Origin of the sequence: Neobacillus sp. PS3-40 (assembly GCF_030915485.1) — a bacterium.
Taxonomy (GTDB): Bacteria; Bacillota; Bacilli; order Bacillales; family Cytobacillaceae; genus JAUZPL01.
This window is the reverse complement of sequence record NZ_CP133266.1, coordinates 3,565,059-3,584,267: the sequence shown is the minus strand read 5'-3', so window position 1 is coordinate 3,584,267 and position 19,209 is coordinate 3,565,059. Positions and strand designations below refer to the sequence as shown.

The 19,209-nt window shown below is 36.1% G+C and carries 22 protein-coding genes; 6 read left to right on the top strand and 16 right to left on the bottom strand.

Annotation, left to right across the window (positions count from 1 at the left end; genetic code table 11):
• Window positions 1–80: 80 nt before the first annotated feature.
• Window positions 81–1,409 carry a PhoH family protein gene (locus tag RCG20_RS17510; RefSeq protein WP_374120485.1) on the bottom strand — a complete coding sequence of 443 codons (1,329 nt, stop codon included), beginning with the start codon at window positions 1,407–1,409 and terminating at the stop codon, window positions 81–83.
• A gap of 196 nt (window positions 1,410–1,605) precedes the next feature.
• Here RCG20_RS17510 and RCG20_RS17505 point away from each other — a divergent pair, with 196 nt between their 5' ends.
• Entirely contained in the window at window positions 1,606–2,190 is a 585-nt protein-coding gene (locus RCG20_RS17505) for a YhcN/YlaJ family sporulation lipoprotein (protein WP_308181398.1), read from the top strand.
• Window positions 2,191–2,250: 60 nt separating this feature from the next.
• On the opposite strand, the gene RCG20_RS17500 is transcribed toward RCG20_RS17505, so the two are convergent.
• Entirely contained in the window at window positions 2,251–2,706 is a 456-nt protein-coding gene (locus tag RCG20_RS17500; protein WP_308181397.1) for a pyridoxamine 5'-phosphate oxidase family protein, read from the bottom strand.
• 190 nt (window positions 2,707–2,896) lie between these two features.
• On the opposite strand from RCG20_RS17500, the gene RCG20_RS17495 reads away from it, so the two are divergent.
• Entirely contained in the window at window positions 2,897–3,097 is a 201-nt protein-coding gene (locus RCG20_RS17495) for a YlaI family protein (protein WP_308181396.1), read from the top strand.
• Window positions 3,098–3,327: 230 nt separating this feature from the next.
• On the opposite strand, the gene RCG20_RS17490 is transcribed toward RCG20_RS17495, so the two are convergent.
• Genes RCG20_RS17490 through typA form a run of 3 tightly spaced genes read right to left on the bottom strand, consistent with a single transcriptional unit; the run spans window position 3,328 to window position 5,829 of the window.
• Window positions 3,328–3,621, bottom strand: coding sequence for a hypothetical protein (locus RCG20_RS17490; RefSeq protein WP_308181395.1), 294 nt, complete (start codon window positions 3,619–3,621; stop codon window positions 3,328–3,330).
• Window positions 3,622–3,634: 13 nt separating this feature from the next.
• On the bottom strand, window positions 3,635–3,949 hold the full coding sequence (locus RCG20_RS17485; RefSeq protein WP_308181393.1) for a YlaH-like family protein: 315 nt from the start codon (window positions 3,947–3,949) through the stop codon (window positions 3,635–3,637).
• 41 nt (window positions 3,950–3,990) lie between these two features.
• Window positions 3,991–5,829 (bottom strand): translational GTPase TypA, encoded by a 1,839-nt coding sequence (gene typA, locus RCG20_RS17480; RefSeq protein WP_308181392.1) that lies wholly within the window; start codon window positions 5,827–5,829, stop codon window positions 3,991–3,993.
• A gap of 184 nt (window positions 5,830–6,013) precedes the next feature.
• On the opposite strand from typA, the gene RCG20_RS17475 reads away from it, so the two are divergent.
• The gene (locus RCG20_RS17475) at window positions 6,014–6,199 is read left to right on the top strand and encodes a YlaF family protein (protein ID WP_308181390.1); all 186 of its coding nucleotides are present in this window, start codon (window positions 6,014–6,016) and stop codon (window positions 6,197–6,199) included.
• A gap of 42 nt (window positions 6,200–6,241) precedes the next feature.
• Here RCG20_RS17475 and RCG20_RS17470 read toward each other — a convergent pair whose 3' ends face one another.
• Window positions 6,242–7,039, bottom strand: a complete 798-nt coding sequence (locus tag RCG20_RS17470) for an inositol monophosphatase family protein (protein ID WP_308181389.1) — start codon at window positions 7,037–7,039, stop codon at window positions 6,242–6,244.
• Window positions 7,040–7,317: 278 nt separating this feature from the next.
• Window positions 7,318–7,512, bottom strand: a complete 195-nt coding sequence (locus RCG20_RS17465; RefSeq protein ID WP_308181388.1) for a hypothetical protein — start codon at window positions 7,510–7,512, stop codon at window positions 7,318–7,320.
• Window positions 7,513–7,691: 179 nt separating this feature from the next.
• On the opposite strand from RCG20_RS17465, the gene RCG20_RS17460 reads away from it, so the two are divergent.
• Window positions 7,692–8,321 carry a DUF1054 domain-containing protein gene (locus RCG20_RS17460; RefSeq protein ID WP_308181387.1) on the top strand — a complete coding sequence of 210 codons (630 nt, stop codon included), beginning with the start codon at window positions 7,692–7,694 and terminating at the stop codon, window positions 8,319–8,321.
• Between the two features lie 37 nt (window positions 8,322–8,358).
• Here RCG20_RS17460 and RCG20_RS17455 read toward each other — a convergent pair whose 3' ends face one another.
• Window positions 8,359–8,634: a UPF0223 family protein gene (locus RCG20_RS17455; protein WP_308181386.1), complete on the bottom strand. Its 276-nt coding sequence runs from the start codon at window positions 8,632–8,634 to the stop codon at window positions 8,359–8,361.
• Between the two features lie 47 nt (window positions 8,635–8,681).
• Window positions 8,682–9,641 (bottom strand): NAD(P)H-dependent flavin oxidoreductase, encoded by a 960-nt coding sequence (locus tag RCG20_RS17450; RefSeq protein ID WP_308181385.1) that lies wholly within the window; start codon window positions 9,639–9,641, stop codon window positions 8,682–8,684.
• A 216-nt stretch (window positions 9,642–9,857) separates the two neighbouring features.
• Between RCG20_RS17450 and RCG20_RS17445 the strand changes: the two genes are divergently transcribed.
• Window positions 9,858–11,330 (top strand): aminotransferase class I/II-fold pyridoxal phosphate-dependent enzyme, encoded by a 1,473-nt coding sequence (locus RCG20_RS17445; RefSeq protein WP_308181384.1) that lies wholly within the window; start codon window positions 9,858–9,860, stop codon window positions 11,328–11,330.
• 138 nt (window positions 11,331–11,468) lie between these two features.
• Here RCG20_RS17445 and RCG20_RS17440 read toward each other — a convergent pair whose 3' ends face one another.
• Window positions 11,469–11,594 carry a GapA-binding peptide SR1P gene (locus RCG20_RS17440; RefSeq protein ID WP_308181383.1) on the bottom strand — a complete coding sequence of 42 codons (126 nt, stop codon included), beginning with the start codon at window positions 11,592–11,594 and terminating at the stop codon, window positions 11,469–11,471.
• 379 nt (window positions 11,595–11,973) lie between these two features.
• On the opposite strand from RCG20_RS17440, the gene RCG20_RS17435 reads away from it, so the two are divergent.
• Window positions 11,974–12,408: a DUF1885 family protein gene (locus RCG20_RS17435; RefSeq protein ID WP_308181381.1), complete on the top strand. Its 435-nt coding sequence runs from the start codon at window positions 11,974–11,976 to the stop codon at window positions 12,406–12,408.
• Between the two features lie 201 nt (window positions 12,409–12,609).
• On the opposite strand, the gene RCG20_RS17430 is transcribed toward RCG20_RS17435, so the two are convergent.
• The 6 genes from RCG20_RS17430 to RCG20_RS17405 form a co-directional block, all read right to left on the bottom strand.
• Window positions 12,610–12,852 carry a hypothetical protein gene (locus RCG20_RS17430; protein WP_308181380.1) on the bottom strand — a complete coding sequence of 81 codons (243 nt, stop codon included), beginning with the start codon at window positions 12,850–12,852 and terminating at the stop codon, window positions 12,610–12,612.
• Window positions 12,853–12,999: 147 nt separating this feature from the next.
• Window positions 13,000–14,412, bottom strand: a complete 1,413-nt coding sequence (gene lpdA, locus RCG20_RS17425) for a dihydrolipoyl dehydrogenase (protein ID WP_308181379.1) — start codon at window positions 14,410–14,412, stop codon at window positions 13,000–13,002.
• A gap of 5 nt (window positions 14,413–14,417) precedes the next feature.
• Window positions 14,418–15,770, bottom strand: coding sequence for a dihydrolipoamide acetyltransferase family protein (locus RCG20_RS17420; protein ID WP_308181378.1), 1,353 nt, complete (start codon window positions 15,768–15,770; stop codon window positions 14,418–14,420).
• A gap of 95 nt (window positions 15,771–15,865) precedes the next feature.
• On the bottom strand, window positions 15,866–16,843 hold the full coding sequence (locus tag RCG20_RS17415) for an alpha-ketoacid dehydrogenase subunit beta (RefSeq protein WP_308181377.1): 978 nt from the start codon (window positions 16,841–16,843) through the stop codon (window positions 15,866–15,868).
• 3 nt (window positions 16,844–16,846) lie between these two features.
• Entirely contained in the window at window positions 16,847–17,962 is a 1,116-nt protein-coding gene (gene pdhA, locus RCG20_RS17410) for a pyruvate dehydrogenase (acetyl-transferring) E1 component subunit alpha (protein WP_308181376.1), read from the bottom strand.
• A 470-nt stretch (window positions 17,963–18,432) separates the two neighbouring features.
• A complete protein-coding gene (locus RCG20_RS17405) occupies window positions 18,433–19,095 on the bottom strand; it encodes a YkyA family protein (RefSeq protein WP_308181375.1) in 663 nt (220 codons plus the stop codon).
• Between the last annotated feature and the right edge of the window lie 114 nt (window positions 19,096–19,209).

The window sequence follows — 19,209 nt, the reverse complement described above, 5'->3', positions numbered from 1 at the left end:
CAGTTTTTGGCTCATTCATGTGAAACGTAAGTTTCCCATAAATGAGCCAAAAATATTTGATCTTATTATCGAATCTATTACTATAATAAATCTGCTGCTAATCTTGCTAGACTCGATCTCTCTCCTTTTAATAGCTTCACATGTCCGGAAACAGTTTGATCTTTAAACTTTTCTAGAACATATGTCAGGCCATTATTATAGGCATCTAGATATGGATGATCAATTTGTTCTGGATCACCCATTAGCACAATTTTACTACCTTCTCCAACTCGTGTTAAAATTGTTTTCACTTCATGCTTTGTCAAATTTTGGGCTTCATCAATTATAATGTATTGATCAGGTAAGCTTCTACCCCTAATATAGGTCAATGCTTCAACCTCAATCGACCCCATTCCCGCCAAAATCGCATCAAGTTCTCCCGGTTTTTTTGTATTAAAGAGAAATTCAAGATTATCGTAAATTGGTTGCATCCACGGTCTAAGCTTTTCTTTCTTTTCCCCTGGTAAAAAACCTAGATCCTTTCCAACAGGTACAATCGGCCTTGCAACAAGAAGTTTTTTATATTCTTTTAAATCCTCCGTTTGCATTAATCCTGCAGCAAGTGCTAATAGCGTTTTCCCAGTACCTGCTTTTCCAATCATTGTGACTAATGGTATATCCTTACGCAGTAATAATTCAATAACCATCGTTTGTTGGACATTTCTTGAATGTATTCCCCATAAATATTCCTGATTTAAGCCAAGTTTTTTGACCTTTTTGCCCATTTTATCAACCATACCAAGGGCAGAGGTGGAACTTCCAAGTGAATCCTTCATAATTAAAAATTGATGAGGATAAAAAGGATGATTAGCAATTTCAGATAGTGAAAGTTCTCCTATTTCATAAAATCGATTTAATAGATCAACGGATAAATATACTTCTAAGAATCCAGTATAAATATGATCCGCCTCAACAACACGGTCGCTTAAAAAGTCCTCAGCGAAAAGTCCTATCGCATCAGCCTTTACCCGAACAAGTGTGTCTTTGCTAACTAGGATTACTTTCTTGCCATTTTCCTTCATTTGTTCCTCTTGAAATAAATTTTTTGCTACAGCCAGAATTCGATTATCATTTGTTTTTTCAATAAAGATTTCTTGAAGTTCATGAAATGATCGGTGATTTAATTCAATTCGTAAAGTACCACCATTTTCAAGAGGAATTTTTTCATGCAATTTTCCGGTTAGCCTTAATTTATCAATTAACCTTGATACTTGTCTCGCATTCCTTCCAACTTCATCCATATATCTTTTTTTCGAATCCACTTCTTCAAGAACCACTGCCGGAATAACAACTTCATTGTCTTCAAATGTGAAAATAGAATACGGGTCTTGTAACAAGACGTTTGTATCTAATACGTAAATTTTACTCAAACCTATGCCCCCCGCTTACCTGATATCGATCTTTTTTACACTTTTAAAATAATAATTGCTAGGTAGGACTTTGGTAAAATATATGTTTAATCGAATAAAGATAGAAGAACTTCCACACAATAAAATGAAACTATGGTCAAGAAGGGGTCTAAATTATTGCCCCAACATCTATTTCAACACGGAGGTAAATTTCATAATGAAAAAAATCCTTATCATATCTGTAATTTTTTCTATTTTAACAGGATGTAATTTCCATAGCGGTGTCCAGAAAAATGAAAAACAGCAATTTATTCATGTTAAAAACAGCTATATTCAAAAAGTTGATAAGAAATCAGGTCAAGAAATCTCCAAACGTCTTGTTATGCTTGCATCAAGTATTCCGAATGTAAATGATGCCACTGCAGTTGTTTTAGGGAGATATGCAATTGTTGGAATTGATGTAAATTCGAAAATCGATAGGTCTCAAGTCGGCACAATAAAATATTCAGTAGCTGAAAGCCTTAAGAATGATCCATATGGCGCTAAAGCAATTGTGGTTGCTGATCCAGATACCACCCAAAGACTTAAAGAGATCTCTGCTGAAATAAAAAAAGGTAGGCCCATACAAGGGATAATGAATGAACTTTCAGATGTTGCGGGGCGTTTAATGCCCGAGGTACCAGGAGATTTAATTAACCCTACTCCCAAAAATGGAATGCAGGATCAGAAGAAAAAACTTTCACCAAATGAAAAGAAAAGCCTCGATAAGAAGCAAGAACAGGAATCTAATTATAAGAAGTAAAGTAGGTAGTTTATTTAGCTCTTAATGTAGGCGTGAAAAAGAAAAGGCCTAGTCAATTGACTAAGCTTTTTTCATTGCATCCATTACTTGTTTGTCTAAGTGTGTAGCTGCATCGTTATCATATGTTTTTTCATATTTTGGGTCATTAACAATTTTAGAACCATAAAACATAACATCGCGTACTTCTTCTATCACCATTTCAACCATGGCAAGCTTTAATGGAACATCATTTAACTTTTCTAGTTTTACCGTTGCATCGCCTTGAATCGAGTAAATCGATTCATTTGCAATGATAGTAATAACAACTTTTTTATTTTGATTAATATTTTGAATAATTCTTGACCGATTATCAACCGCAAAATAAAGTGTATTTTCGTTTTTGGCCAGAACCCAAGAAATCGCACTGACGTTTGGTCCGCCTGTTTCAAAATCTACAGTTGAAATTGTTACAAATCTTTCCTTTTGCAATTCATCATATAAAGGCTTTATAAGTTTTTTCTCTACTTGATTTGCCATTTTTCCAACCCCCTATTTTATTTAAATATTTACACCATCTTACTACGAACCATTTTTCACATCAAACAATACGAATTTGAATTACCTTTCTAAATTGAAGCATGATATATTATAATATAAACATTCATCTTTCTGTTATGTATTGATTTCTTTTAACTAAGTAGTAATGTTTATAGATTTGGGGGGCCTTATGAGAGTAAAATGCGTTATATGTGATAAAATTGAAGCGATTGAAGACGAAACATTGTTAGCTAAACGCCTGCGCAATCGCCCTATTCATACATACTTATGTAATGAATGCTACAAACGAATAACTGAAAAAACAAAGGCCAGAATTGATACTGGAAACTTCCGTTTGTATCGAACTCGCACTGAGAAGGAAGATTGGTAAGATAATCACAACAATCTCCATCACGAGATACAAAATAATCCACGCACCTGAATTATGGTGTCACATAATAATTAGCAAAAAAATTATAACTAGGATATTTTCCTAAATACTATTTTTATAGCTGATGTCACCTAAAAAAAAATGCACACGAGATTTCATATGTGAAATCTCGTGTGCATTTTTATTATTACACCCCTGAAGTAAAAAGTCCAAGACATGAGGGGTTTTTCTTAATCTTCAACAGGATAATTTACATATCTTTCTGGGTTTTCGTTTATCTGTTCAAGTGTAAAATCAGCTAATACGATCGGAAAGCGATTTTCTTTAACTTCGCCTTCATGTTTATAAGAAACACGATACAGTGTCTTATCTTTCGTAATCTTCAGATCTGTTGCTCCAAATTTCGATAACAAGATCTCTTCAAAAAGCTCAGTTGTTTCTCTAGCTGCTGAATCATCTGGACGGGCATTGCTAACAATTTTAATAGTGAGCCAATTATAAAGTGCATCCTGCAATGTTTTCATTGATTAAGCCCTCCTACTTCGCTTCAGCTTGTTGTTTCTTTGATTGATGAAGCCGAACCTTATAAATAATAAGAATAATAGCAGCGACTAATAGTCCCTCAGCTATAGGAAGAAAAATCCCGAAGAATGTCATGATCGTACAACCAAGGGCCAAAAAGATATAAATGAGAATGGATTTTCCGAGCGGCAATTTCTTTGCAAATCCAAGTTTATAAACAACTATGGATAATGCTACAATCGTTAAATAAAGAAGCCACATACCAACTTTAGGCTGCTCGGTTACTTTATAGAGAGCAGCAAAAAACGAAAGCCGTTCAGTAATATTCATTTTACATCTTGACCTCCTTCATCAAAAGCTTGGAGATAAGCTTAGCTCATCTCCGCATATTTTTTCTTTTTAGCCGATCTTTCCCGCTCATTTTTATCGAGAATCTTTTTGCGAAGGCGGATTGATTCTGGTGTTACTTCACAATACTCGTCATCATTTAGATATTCTAAAGACTCTTCTAATGTCATGATACGTGGTTTTTTAATAACCGATGTTTGGTCTTTGTTAGCAGAACGAACATTCGTTGCCTGTTTTACTTTTGTAATATTAACAGTAATATCATTTTCACGAGTGTTTTCTCCAACAATCATACCTTCGTAAATCTCTGTACCAGGTTCAACGAAAATCGTTCCACGATCTTCAACCTGCATAATACCATATGTGGAAGCTTTTCCTGACTCCATAGATACAAGTACACCTTGGTGTCTTCCGCCTACTTGTCCCTGAAGCATTGGCTGATAGCTGTCAAATGTGTGATTAATAATCCCATAACCGCGTGTTAAGGTTAAGAACTCAGTCGTATAACCGATTAACCCCCTGGCAGGTACATTGAAAATTAAGCGAACTTGGCCAGATCCATTATTAATCATATCCAACATTTCGCCTTTACGTGCACCAATTGATTCCATTACTGAACCAGTATGTTCTTCAGGGACATCAATTTGTACTCTTTCAATTGGTTCACTACGAACACCATCGATAACTCTAACGATAACCTCAGGCTTTGAAACCTGTAGCTCATACCCCTCACGGCGCATGTTTTCGATAAGGATAGATAAATGTAGTTCTCCGCGTCCAGAAACAATCCATGCATCTGGTGAATCTGTATCTTCAACACGTAAGCTAACATCTGTTTGAAGTTGAGAGCGAAGTCTTTCTTCAATTTTCCGTGAAGTTAAATACTTTCCTTCTCTACCAGCAAACGGACTGTTGTTTACAAGGAAGGTCATTTGTAAAGTTGGTTCGTCAATTCTTAGAATTGGCAAAGCATCTTGATTTTCAAATGGACAAACAGTTTCACCAACATTTATATCTTCCATACCGGAAACAGCAATTAAATCACCAGCAACTGCTTCGTCAATTTCCTGACGTTTCAAACCAAAGAAACCGAAGATCTTTGTTACACGGAATTGTTTAACTGAACCATCTAACTTCATTAAGGCTACCTGTTGTCCTACATGCATAGTTCCGCGAAATACCCGCCCGATTCCTATTCTTCCAACATAATCATTATAATCAAGCAACGCTACTTGGAATTGAAGCGGTTCATCCCGATTATCAACTGGAGCTGGAATGTGCTCAACGATTGCTTCATATAATGATTGCATATTTTCATCCTGTTTTTCAGGATCTGTACTTGCAGTACCATTTATAGCTGAAGCATAAATAACTGGGAACTCAAGTTGATCTTCATTTGCACCTAGTTCAATAAATAAGTCTAATACTTCATCAATTACTCCTGCTGGACGAGCAGCGTCACGGTCAATTTTATTAACAACAACAATTGGTGTTAAATTTTGTTCTAATGCTTTTTTAAGAACAAAGCGTGTTTGAGGCATACATCCCTCATATGCATCCACAACAAGTAAAACACCATCAACCATTTTCATAATACGCTCTACTTCACCACCAAAATCGGCGTGTCCTGGCGTATCTAAAATGTTAATTCTTGTGTCTTTATATTGAATAGCTGTGTTTTTAGCCAATATTGTAATTCCGCGTTCTCTTTCTAAATCATTTGAATCCATTGCACGTTCTTCAACATGCTCGTTTGAACGAAAGGTTCCAGATTGCTTTAACAACTGGTCAACCAAAGTTGTTTTGCCATGGTCAACGTGAGCAATAATGGCGATATTGCGTATATCTTCTCTTATTTTCAAAAAAGTTCCACTCCTATTTATATTCTGTTGAGGTTATATATATATATTGTCTCATTTACAACTAAAACATTATACCATATATAATGGTAGAAACCTAAAAGCTTTTTGGTGTACAATAAAAATTAAAGAATACTTTGCCAAATTTCATTCATGTGTAAAGGTATCGATACTAAGGGGGATGAAAATGAAAGGTATAAAATGGATCTCACTCGTCTTTGCCATACTTTCAGCTGTAAGTATGATGGGAATTGGTATGGCGATAGCTGAAAAGAGCGTAATTGGGGTAATTAGCTGTATTGTGGCATTAATTATAATAATGGGATTTGGATTCAAAAATAAGAAAAAAATGCGAGAAAACGGAGAACTTTAAAAAGAAGCCTGGAGAAAAAATTCCGGGCTTCTTATTTTATAATCACCATTTACCTTCCTTAAGATATTCCTTTAAAATTATTTCGTGCAAGCCAGGTTTTGCAACAAGTAGTGAATCTTTAGAAAGATAATCAAGCTTTTCTCCTCTTAAATTAGTCACGATTCCACCTAATTCTTCAAGAATGACAGCTCCAGCGGCAAAATCCCATGGGGAAAGTCTTAAGGAAATATAAGCATCAACTCTTCCGGTAGCAACGAAAATTATTTCCAATGCAGCACTACCATATGATCTTGTACCCCTTGCTTCCTTCACAAGTGGAATAAGCAACTGATGATCAATTCTTTCATTCTCCAACACCCAAGTTGCATTTAAAGCAATAATTGATTCTTTTACACCTACTTCTTTTAGTGGTAGTAACTGTTTATCATTCATGTATGCACCTTTTCCACTTATTGCATGGTACAGTTCATCATGAACAACATCGTAAACAAGACCAATTTTCCCAACACCACCCTCATAAATTCCTAAGGAAATGGCAAAATTTCGTTGTTGGTGAATGAAATTCATCGTCCCATCAATAGGGTCAATCAACCAAACGATTCCTTTTGAACTTGTTAGTTCGTCACCGAACCCCTCTTCACCTAATATTCTATGGTTAGGGAATATTTCTCTAATTTTAGATATAAAAAATTGTTCTATCTCCTGATCGATATTTGTGACCAGATCATTAGGGTCTGACTTTGTTTGAATATTCAAGGTTTTATCAAAGGAAGCACGAATCATTTGCCCTGCTTCTTTAACCCATTTTTTTGCATAAGTATCAATACTTTCCCAATCCATACCAAGTCCCCCAGTAAAAAAATATCTGTACCATTTATGTAAAATCTTTTATCAAAAGATAATTCTTACCATAAGCTTATAAAAAAAGTCAGAGATCATCAACTTTTAACCTACCCAACTTGACCAGTTTTTTACCATTAGTCCATTACTTTTGGACAAAATATAAACGAACTCCCTCATTCTGCGTAATGGGAGTTCGTTTTATCCTAAAATATTAATATTTCTTTGTTTGTTCATTTTTTTATGTTGCTCCTTAAAAACTAAAATACTTTCGTCACTTATAATGCATTTAGGCTCATTAATTCTAAGCGAATTGTATCCAATTTTATTTTACATTCCAATATCTTTTCCTCGTTGCTATTTTCCAAAGCCTCAAATAATGTTGCAAGTTCGTAATCCATTTCTAATTTTAACGTGGCAGCCCTCTCTTTTTCCTTGGCATGCTTGCGAGTAGTGTTTATTACTTGTTTCAAGGTACATACACTCCTTTCTAAAAGACTGATTTTTCTTACTATTTTTACTATTATAGTATGATTTACCTCGCAATGTTGCAACTAATATGTGTTATTACCTAAGAACAATAAGCAATAAATTTCTGGAACACTTGCTGCTATGCTACAATAATGAACAAAATGGCTGGTAGGAGGTTGCTATGAATTTTACGGGTTTTTCAAACGATGATTTTGATGTATTTTCCATAGATGGATTAGAGGCTAGAATGGAAGCACTAAAAGAGAGGATTCGGCCTAAGCTTGAAAGTTTGGGTCATTACTATGCGCCTATATTAGCCACTTTAACAGGCGATGAAATATTTGCACATGTTGCCAAACATGCACGGCGGACTAAAAACCCACCTATAGACACATGGGTCGCATTTGCCAACAATCATCGTGGCTATAAAATGCTACCCCATTTTCAGATCGGCCTTTGGGGTACACATTTATTTATTTGGTTTGCTGTTATTTATGAATCACCAAACAAACAAGAAATCGGGAAGAGATTAGAGAGTCAAATAGATCAAATCTATTCTGAAATCCCAGATGATTTTGTTTGGTCTACTGATCATACAAATCCTAGAGCAATTCCACAAAGTCAATTATCAAAAACAGAATTACTTTCCTTTTTTAAAAATTTACAAACAACAAAAAAGGCTGAAATTTTGTGTGGCTATCAAATTGACCGGAATATCGCGGTTAAAATGGAGCCCTCCGTCTTGCTTAAGAAGATAGATCATGTTTTTAACATATTGATACCCTTAGCTAAAATAACTAATTCCTTGTAAGCAAGTGGCTCCCGGAGTGTACCTCCGGGAGCCTACTTTACTTCTTCATCGATATCAATGCATGTGAATCTGCTTCTTTCGCAGCCTTGATTGTACGATAAGAGGAATACCCACTCATTTCTTCAAACTCCGCGCATAATTTCTTTTCTTCCGCTTTGCTTGGGACAATTTCCTTAAAGCGACGATATATTGAAAGTAGTTCCTCACGGTCAATCCCTTTTTCATATGCCCTTTCGATTGCCTCAAAAAAACCAATAACCTCAACAATCTCATCTGTGGACCAATGATAATCAATCGGGTACTGATATTCCATTTTTATTCACCTGCCTTCATTTAACCAACTAACTCAATATCATATCTTTAAATTCCCCATTTTTCACGTATTTGATCTGATTCTGTAAACATTCTCTTCAATAATTCAGAAACAGTCGGTACATCATTAATTAATCCCATTACTTGACCAGCCCATCCAAACCCATTTTCTTCATTTCCCTCGTAAATATATTGTTTGTTCGCTTGTCCACTTATGAATGGTTTGAGTTGATCAAATCCTCCCCCATTTTTTTCAATTTCAAGGATTTGTTCAGTCCATTTATTCGCAATCGCTCGTGCAGGGGCTCCTAGCGTTCGTTTTATAACGACAGTGTCAGATTCCGTGCCTCCAACAAGTCTTTGCTTATAGGCTTCATTTGCATGAACACATTCCTTTGTTGCGATGAATCTCGTGCCCATCTCAATCCCTTCAGCCCCTAAACACATGGCAGCCATTAGTCCTCTACCATCACCAATTCCTCCTGAAGCGATTACTGGAATTGAAACAGAGTCAACCACTTTAGGAATTAGAATCATTGTTCCTACATCATGTCTCCCTAAGTGTCCTCCACCCTCCTGTCCTACCACCATTACAGCGTCCGCGCCAAGCTCCTCAGCTTTAATAGCTTGCCTTGCTGCTGCAACAAGAACTAATTTTTTTATTTTTGTTCCCTTTAATTGTTCGAAAATAGGTGCGGGATTTCCACCGGTCATTGAAATCGCAGGAACATTTTCTTCTATTGCTACTTGTAAGAAATCGCTATAGGACCTTCCATGCTGACCAATTGAAAAATTAACACCAAATGGATAAGAGGTTAGGCGCCTTACTTTTTTGATTTCTTCACGAAGCATTTCTGGACTTTCTAGAGACATGGCCGTTATTTGACCAAGCCCACCAGCATTTGACACCGCTGCTGCTAGTTCAGAATAAGCAAGATGGGCGAGCCCTCCTTGTATAATTGGAAATTGAATATTCAATAATTTGCTTACACGCGTTTCCCAGTTCATCTTTTTATCCCCCTGAAAGAATGTTTTTATTGTAAATTCGTGCTTAAAGGTTAAATTTCCTGTTAAGTAGAGAAACTAATCCGGAAGTGGTTTTATATTACAAGACATATCCCTATGCAAAGTAGGTTAATAGTGCTATAATTCAAATGTTTTATGACTTTTTATCGTTAATGTATTAAAATGATTTATTTTTAAATAAAGAGGTGCGTGGAAAAATTGTCTCAAAATAAAACACCGTTATTTAGCGGATTAGTAAAACATGCCAAAAAGGATCCAATCCAATTTCATATTCCTGGACATAAAAAAGGAGCCGGGATTGATCCGGAATTCAGAACGTTCATTGGGGATAATGCTTTATCCATTGATTTAATCAATATCGCTCCATTAGATGATTTACATCAGCCTAAGGGTATCATTAAACAGGCCCAGGATTTAGCGGCTGAAGCATTCGGTGCCGATCATACATTCTTTTCTGTGCAAGGAACAAGCGGCGCCATTATGACTATGGTTATGGCAGTTTGTGGACCAGATGATAAAATAATTGTGCCAAGAAATGTTCATAAATCTGTTATGTCTGCGATTGTCTTTTCAGGTGCCATTCCTGTGTTTATTCATCCTGAAATTGATGAAAAGTTAGGAATCTCACACGGGATTACAACGGATTCAGTTGAAAGAGCATTAAAGCAGCACCCTGATGCAAAAGGGGTTCTTGTTATTAATCCAACATACTTTGGTATTTCAGCTGATTTAAAGAAAATTGTCGAGCTTTCCCATTCTTATAATGTTCCTGTTCTTGTTGATGAAGCACATGGAGTGCATATTCATTTTCATGAAGACCTCCCACTTTCAGCCATGCAGGCAGGTGCCGATATGGCCGCAACAAGTGTTCATAAACTTGGAGGTTCCATGACACAAAGCTCCGTTCTTAATGTGAAGGAAGGTCTTGTTTCTGCTAAAAGGGTACAATCAATTATCAGTATGCTGACAACAACTTCAACATCCTATTTATTGCTCGCATCTCTAGATGTTGCACGTAGACGACTCGCAACAGAAGGACGCGAATTAATTGATAAGACAATTAATTTAGCACAATCCATTCGAAAAAGGATTAATAATATTGATCATTTATATTGTGTCGGTAAAGAGATTTTAGGGTCGAAAGCAACCTACGGATACGATCCAACCAAGCTTATTATTAGTGTTAAAGATTTAGGCTTAACAGGATTTGAAGTGGAAAAATGGTTAAGAGAGAAGCATAATATTGAGGTAGAATTATCAGATCTTTATAATATTCTTTGCATTGTATCACTTGGTGATACGGAAAACGAAGGCAATCTTTTAGTAAAAGCATTAGAAGACTTAGCTGATGAGTGCGAACATCGGGCTGAAAAAGTCGAACCATTACAAGTTATGCTTCCTGATATTCCTATTCTTGCTTTAACTCCTAGAGATGCCTTCTACTCTGAAACAGAGACTATTCCTTTTGAGGAATCCGAAGGCAGAATTATTGCTGAATTTATTATGGTTTATCCTCCTGGTATCCCTATTTTCATCCCAGGGGAAATTATCACAAAGGAAAACCTTCACTATATTCGCAAAAACCTTGAAGTGGGTCTTCCAGTCCAAGGGCCAGAGGACGATGAAATTAAAACTATTCATGTTATAAAAGAATATAAAGCAATTAAATAAAGCAAACTTGCCAATTAGCACGCCTCCAGAGGCGTGGTTGCCCTTATACGCTAACCAGAATTTATGGATATAAATTCTCTGGTTAGCTAAAAAAAAAAGCAGGATTCCTATTTAGGAGTCCTGCTTTTTGTAATTTATTTATTTTTCATTTTCTTCTGAATGATTACCATCACAGCAATGACATTTAGAATAAAGAACAGTTACTTTTTCATCTTCAAAATGATCAATTGTAGAGTCGCAAGATTGACATACGAGTGTACCCATCTTCTCAATCCTCTTTTCTTAGTTAGATGAATTTACGCTTGGAAGCGTTTAATTACCTTTAACTCTATAATAATATAACACATTGATTATTTCAAGCCTAATTTGTATAACATATTTAAGTTTTATTGAGCATTTAATCCTATTTCAAGGTTAAAAACAGGACCTATAAGGGCCTGCCTACTCATTTGTGTTTATTCGGGAAATAATGGATCTAAGGGAGGAATGTGAGAAGTCTAAGCAAATTCGGTACTTAGTATTATTGACTTCTAATTTTAGACAAATACAAGAACATATTTCATTGTAATGGTTGTCATTCTTATTTTTCCAATGCTAGAATAGAATAGGATATTATACCGGTGCAAGAAAGGGGGAAATAATCATGGCAAACAATGCCTATATTAAGCTTGTTCCTTCATCTATAAAACAAACAATTTCAGTTGATGAAGTGAAGGAGCTCTTTCATTATTACAAAGAAATAACTTCAAAAACAGGTGATCAAGTAAATTGGGAATACGAAAATATGTCATTTCCTTACGAATTGAAAGAAAAGAATGAAGCTAAAGGAAAATGGTTTTATTTATCTGCTGTTCAAGACCGCTATTTTGCTATTATAGTAGGTGTTGACTCAGAAATGATTCGTTTGGAGAATGGTGAGGAAAAAGAGCAAACTTATTTGCAAATTACATTACCTGAAGAATCTACATTTGCAGATAAATGTAAAGCAAATGAATTTTCGAAGTTTCTTGCAAAGAAATTACAAGGTGAACTTCATCTTTTTAACGGTAGAATCATGTATTACAATCCACGAAAATAAAGAAAACTCGCCGATTGGCGAGCCCCTAAGGGCGATGATTAGGCGTAGTTGCCCATATGCGCTAGCAGAATTTAGGGATATAAATTCTAATTAGCTAAAAGACAAACTTCACTACTCCCATTATTCGGGAGTTTTTTCTTTTACATAACTTCCTAGGTAAAGATAAGCTTGATTTAATTTCGGCTTATTTTAATGATCCTGTTAATAATGAAAATGCGTCAATGTATAATGAAAGGAACTATAAATAATTAGGCTTAAAGCTGTTATAAAAATGGCCTGACGTGATGATTTTGTAATCGTATTCCCGATATAAAATGATAAATAAAAAAAGACAAAAAACATCATTACTTTGTAAACAAGTTGGTCATGTTTGGAAAGCCATTCAATTAACGTGTACCCACTCCAAATCATCAATTGCAGCATAATTACAATATAGAATCTCATATCGGCACCACCAAAATTTCTTTTCATTAAATGTTTTTGTGTTTAAAGTATATGTATTTAATTGCTTGGTTATTTTAAATTTTACACGAGACATGCAAAGTTTAAAGAAAAAGCCCTTTCCGTTAAGGAAAGGACTTTTTACATTAATTACTTAAGAATATGGATTGGGCTTCCTAGTGCAACTTCTGCTGCTTCCATTGTCATTTCACCAAGTGTTGGATGAGCATGGATAGTCATAGCAATATCTTCAGCTGTCATTCCAGCTTCAATTGCCAAGCCTAGCTCAGAAATCATATCTGATGCACTTGCGCCTGCAACTTGTGCTCCAATTACAAGACCATCCTCTTTAAGAGTTATGAGCCTTACGAAACCTTCTGCACTGTCAAGGGAAAGAGCACGGCCATTACCTGCGAACGGGAATTTGGATGCCTTATATTCAAGACCTTCCTTTTTAGCCTGCTCTTCAGTATAACCGACTGTTGCAAGTTCAGGATCAGAGAAAACAACAGCTGGGATTCCTAAATAGTCTACTTCAGATGGATGTCCTGCAATTGCCTCAGCAGCAATTTTTGCTTCATATGATGCTTTGTGTGCAAGTTGAAGTCCAGGAACAACATCTCCGATTGCATAAATATTGCTAATGTTTGTACGGCATTGTTTATCAACTTCGATTATTCCACGGTCAGTCATTTTCACACCGACTTGTTCAAGACCCATTTCATCGGTATTAGGGCGACGACCAACCATAACGAATACATAATCTGCTTCGATTTTCTTTTCTTCGCCTTTTACTTCAAATGTTACAACAACACCATTTTCAGTCTCTTCCACACCTTTAGCCATTGCTTTAGTATGGAATTCTACACCTTTTTTCTTCATACTCTTTTTAACAAGAGTGGACATTTGTTTATCAAATCCAACGCTCAAAATATCATCAGCGCCTTCTAAGACTGTTACTTGGCTACCAAAGTTAGCGTATGCGCCACCAAGTTCAACCCCAATAACACCGCCACCAATAACAACGATTTTTTCAGGAAGTTCTTGCAAGTTAAGAGCTCCTGTTGAATCTAGAACACGTTTTGAATACTTAAATGTAGGTATTTCAATTGGACGTGAACCTGTTGCAATAATCGCATTTTTGAATGTGTACGTTTGTGAAGAAGTCTCGCTCATAACACGTAACGAATTACCATCAACAAAGTAAGCTTCACCACGAACGATGTCAACTTTATTTCCTTTAAGAAGTCCTTCAACGCCGCCTGTTAACTTTTTCACAACTCCAGCTTTAAATTGTTGGACCTTTGAAAAATCAACTGTTACATTTTCAGCTGTTACTCCAAATTGCTCAGAATGTTTAGCTGTTTCGTACCGATGTCCTGCTGCAATAACTGCTTTAGAAGGGATACAGCCAACGTTTAAACATACGCCACCAATATATTCCTTTTCAACAATTGTTACCTTTTGTCCAAGTTGTGCTGCACGAATTGCAGCAACATATCCTCCAGGACCTGCTCCAATGACTATAGTATCTGTTTCAATAGGGAAATCTCCAACTACCATTTATATTACGCCTCCATTAACAAAAGTTCAGGATCGTTTAACAATCGCTTAATATGATTTAATGCATTTTGAGCTGTTGCACCATCAATCATACGGTGGTCAAAGCTTAATGATAATGCTAAAACTGGTGCAGCAACAATTTCGCCATCTCTGACAATTGCCTTTTCTGCAATTCGGCCGACACCAAGAATAGCTACTTCAGGATGGTTAATAACAGGTGTAAACCATTGGCCTCCAGCAGAACCGATGTTTGAAATGGTACATGAAGCACCCTTCATTTCATTTGGTGCTAGCTTACCATCACGTGCTTTTCCTGCCAATTCGTTAATTTCATTAGAAATTGTAAAGACTGATTTACGGTCTGCATCTTTTACAACAGGAACTAATAGACCTTTTTCAGTGTCAGCTGCAATTCCAATGTTGTAGTAATGTTTATGGACGATTTCACTTGTTGCGTCATCTAATGAAGTATTTAATGCAGGGAATTCACGCAATGCACTTGTTAATGCTTTTACGATATATGGCAAGAATGTAAGCTTAATGCCTTTCGCTGCAGCAACTTCTTTGAATTTTTTACGGTGTGTTACAAGCTTCGTAACATCTATTTCATCCATTAAAGTTACATGTGGAGCTGTATGCTTAGAATTAACCATTGCTTTTGCAATTGCTTTACGAATTCCGCTCATTTTTTCACGAGTTTCTGGATATTCGCCTTGTGGAATTGCTACTGCTGCAGCCTTTTGAGCTTCAGCTACTGGTGCTTCAGCAGACACATTTTCAGTTTGAGCTGCTTGAGGTGCTACTGCTCCACTTAGGAATGCATCGATATCATTCTTCAATACACGTCCGTTTCCACCTGTTCCAGCAACCATACGAATATCTACACCTTTTTCACGTGCATATTTCCGAACTGACGGCATAGCAACAACACGACGGTTTGGATCTACTTCAGCTTGAAGCTGTGGTGTTGTTACAACTGCTGCGGCTGGTGCCGGTGTAGCAACTGGTGCTACTGGTGCAGCCGGTGCAGCAACTGGTGCAGCCGGTGCTGGTGCTGGTGCTGCTTCTTGTTTAGGCTCTTCGTCGCCATGGTCACCTTTAAATTGTATGTCTTCATATCCTGGTGCATCAAATGTAACAATAATCTGTCCGACAGTAGCTACTGTACCTTCGCCAATTAATACCTCTAATACAGTACCTGCAACTGGAGATGGCATTTCAACTACAGCTTTATCATTTTGAACTTCACATAATATATCATCTTCTTGAATTTTATCGCCTGGTTTCACAAACCATTTGACAATTTCACCTTCGTGAATTCCTTCACCGATATCAGGCATTCTAAATTGAAATGACACGGGGATTCATCCTCCTAATTGTTCATATATTTATTTTTGTTGTTATTTTAGTAAAATAAAGAAGAAGGAATGGGAAAGCCATTCCTCACTTTTAATTAGAATGTTAAAACTTTTTTAGCTGTTTCCATTACATCTTTGTAATTTGGGAGCCACACTGTTTCAGCCTGTGAGTATGAATAAACAGTATCTGGTGCTGCTACACGTAAAACAGGTGCTTCAAGACTTAAAATTGCACGATCATTGATTTCAGCCACAACATTTGCGGCAATACCTGCCATTTTTTGAGCCTCTTGCACAACGATTGCACGGCCTGTTTTTTCAACAGATGCGATGATCGTCTCAATATCAAGTGGAGAGATTGTACGTAAATCCACTACTTCAACAGAATAACCTTCTTTTTCAAGTTCTTCTGCTGCCTTCAATGATTCATGAACCATTGCTCCATATGAGAAAATTGATAAATCTGTTCCCTCACGTTTTACATCAGCTTTTCCTAGTGGAATTGTGTATTCTTCCTCAGGAACTTCCTGACGGAATCCACGATATAATTTCAAGTGCTCTAAGAAAATAACAGGGTCATTATCGCGGATAGATGAAATCAATAATCCTTTTGCATCATACGGTGTAGAAGGAACAACCACTTTTAACCCTGGTGTTTGAGCTACTAAACCTTCTAAGCTGTCTGAGTGAAGCTCTGGGGTATGCACTCCGCCACCAAATGGTGAACGAATCGTAATTGGCATATTGATAACGCCGCCAGTACGGTAACGATAGCGGGACATTTGTCCTGCAATAGAGTCCATAACTTCGAACACAAATCCAAAGAATTGAATTTCAGGGATAGGGCGGTAACCTTGTAAAGCAAGACCAATTGATAAACCGCCAATACCTGATTCAGCTAGTGGTGTATCAAATACGCGATCTTCTCCGAATTCTTTTTGAAGGCCTTCAGTTGCACGGAATACACCGCCGTTAACGCCAACATCTTCTCCAAAAACTAAAGTTTTCGGATCTTTGCCCAATTCAACACGGAGGGCATCAGTTATTGCTTGAATCATAGTCATTTGAGCCATGGCTTACTTCGACTCCTTTTCTTTATAAATTTCATTTTGTTCTTTTAGGTAATATGGCATTTCTTCAAACATAAAGGACATAAAGTCAGTTACTTTTTGTTTTGGAGCCGCATCAGCTTCTTTGATTGCTTCTTTAATATCTTCTTTTGCTTGTTCAATTACTTGATTTTCTTTTTCTTCGCTCCAAAGTCCTTTCTTTTCAAGGAACTTACGGAAACGAACAAGTGGATCTTTCTTTTCCCACTCATTATCAAGTTCTTTTGTACGGTAACGTGTTGGATCATCACCAGCCATTGTGTGTGGGCCATAGCGGTATGTTAATGTTTCAATTAATGTTGGTCCTTCACCGTTAATAGCGCGTTCACGTGCTTCTTTAACTGCTACATATACAGCAAGTGGGTCCATTCCATCTACTTGTACACCAGGGATACCCGCAGCAATTGCTTTTTGAGCCATTGTTTTTGCAGCTGTTTGTTTTTCAACTGGAGTTGAGATAGCAAATCGGTTATTTTGAACCATGAAAATAGCTGGGGCCTTAAATGCACCGGCAAAGTTAATACCTTCATAGAAGTCACCTTGTGATGTACCACCATCACCTGTGTAAGTAATAGCAACTGCTTTTGTACCATTTTTCTTCATACCTAAAGCTACACCAGCAGTTTGAACATATTGTGCACCAATAATAATCTGTGGAGGAACAAGGTTAACACCTTCTGGAATTTGACTTCCTATAAAGTGACCACGAGAACCTAAAAATGCTTTTGCAAGTGGCAAACCATGCCAAATCATTTGAGGAACATCACGATATCCTGGTAAGATAAAATCTTCTTTTTCAAGGGCAAATTGAGATGCTAATTGAGAAGCCTCCTGCCCAGCAGTTGGAGCATAGAAACCTAATCTTCCTTGGCGATTTAGGGAAATTGAGCGTTGGTCAAGAATACGTGTATAAACCATACGACGCATTAATTCTTGCATTTGCTCGTCACTCAAATTAGGCATAGCCGCTTCATTTACGACTTCGCCTTCTTCATTTATAATTTGAAGCGTTTTAAATTGTTCACTGACTACCTCGAGCGCCTTTTTAGCATCGAATTGGGCGTTCTGTGTTTTAGAAGCCATCTTGGTCACCTATCCTCTCATATAAAAAAATAAAATAAAATCCACTAATGTAGATTGCCCTTAAATCTTAATAAAAATGAAAAAAATCCATTAATAAAAAAAGATTTATTTATTGGACAACGATGGTCCTATTTGAAACGTTGGTTAAACGCTTTCAGTTTATTCACAAAATAGACAAAAAGTAGTAAACTCCTTTTATTCCATCATATTCTGTATCAGTGGTTATCGTAACAATATTGATACAATTATTATTTCCAATATCGAGTTTACATCAACAAATAAAATACGTCAATTACTTAATTTAATAATTTTACATCATACCCACATTAAAAACTTACAATACAAAATATAACATCTGTATTACGTATGTATTTAATCTGTACTATAAAAACAAACGTTTTTTCAAAACTGTATTAGGAAAGTCTGTCAAGTCTTTTAAATAAAAAAAATCAGCAATAAGCCGATTTTTTTTATTTCTCTTTATTTAATTCTGCCTGTTTATAAAATTTAACCTTTATCACATTATAGCTCTTCGTTAATTTATTAAAATCTAAATTTGTATTATAGATCTTTTGATAAGTGCCGTTTAAATCATTTACTTGTGTCTCTAAATCTTCAATGGAAAGATTTTTGTCTTTAAACATTTGGTATAACTTCTTATCTCCATTTGCCCCTTTTACATATTCTTTATACAAAGTTTCATGCACTTTGTATCTTTGCATCATGACATCATATAAATTGTCGACCTGTTTTTTTATTGTTGGATCCTTTATCTCATCTTTTAATTTTGCAATTTTCATGAATTCATTTTTTGATTTCTTAATGCTCTCGGTTTCCTTTTCCATATATTGCTTTCTCTTGTCAACCATGGAAATAGCTTCATTGGATAGTTTAACTATTTGATCATATTGTTTCATTCCAAGTCCAATTATTTTATCGTATTCAACTTTTTCTTTTCTCTCTAAAGTAACAAGTGGTTCCTGCTGTTCTTCAAACCCCTTTTCAGCGACAACAACCTTTTCCAAAATATCATATATTTTTTCGGTAGGAGTTTTTTGGTGAAAACAAGCGGTTAAAACAACCATTACCACAAGAAGGGAAAAAGTAAAACGAATTCTTAATCGAAACGACACATTGAAACCCCCTATCTTATAAGAAATCATACTATATTGAGACTTCGTTCGCTAGACAATAGGTACGGTTAGTGCTGTAACTATATACTACTTTGAGGTAAATGGTAGTTATGA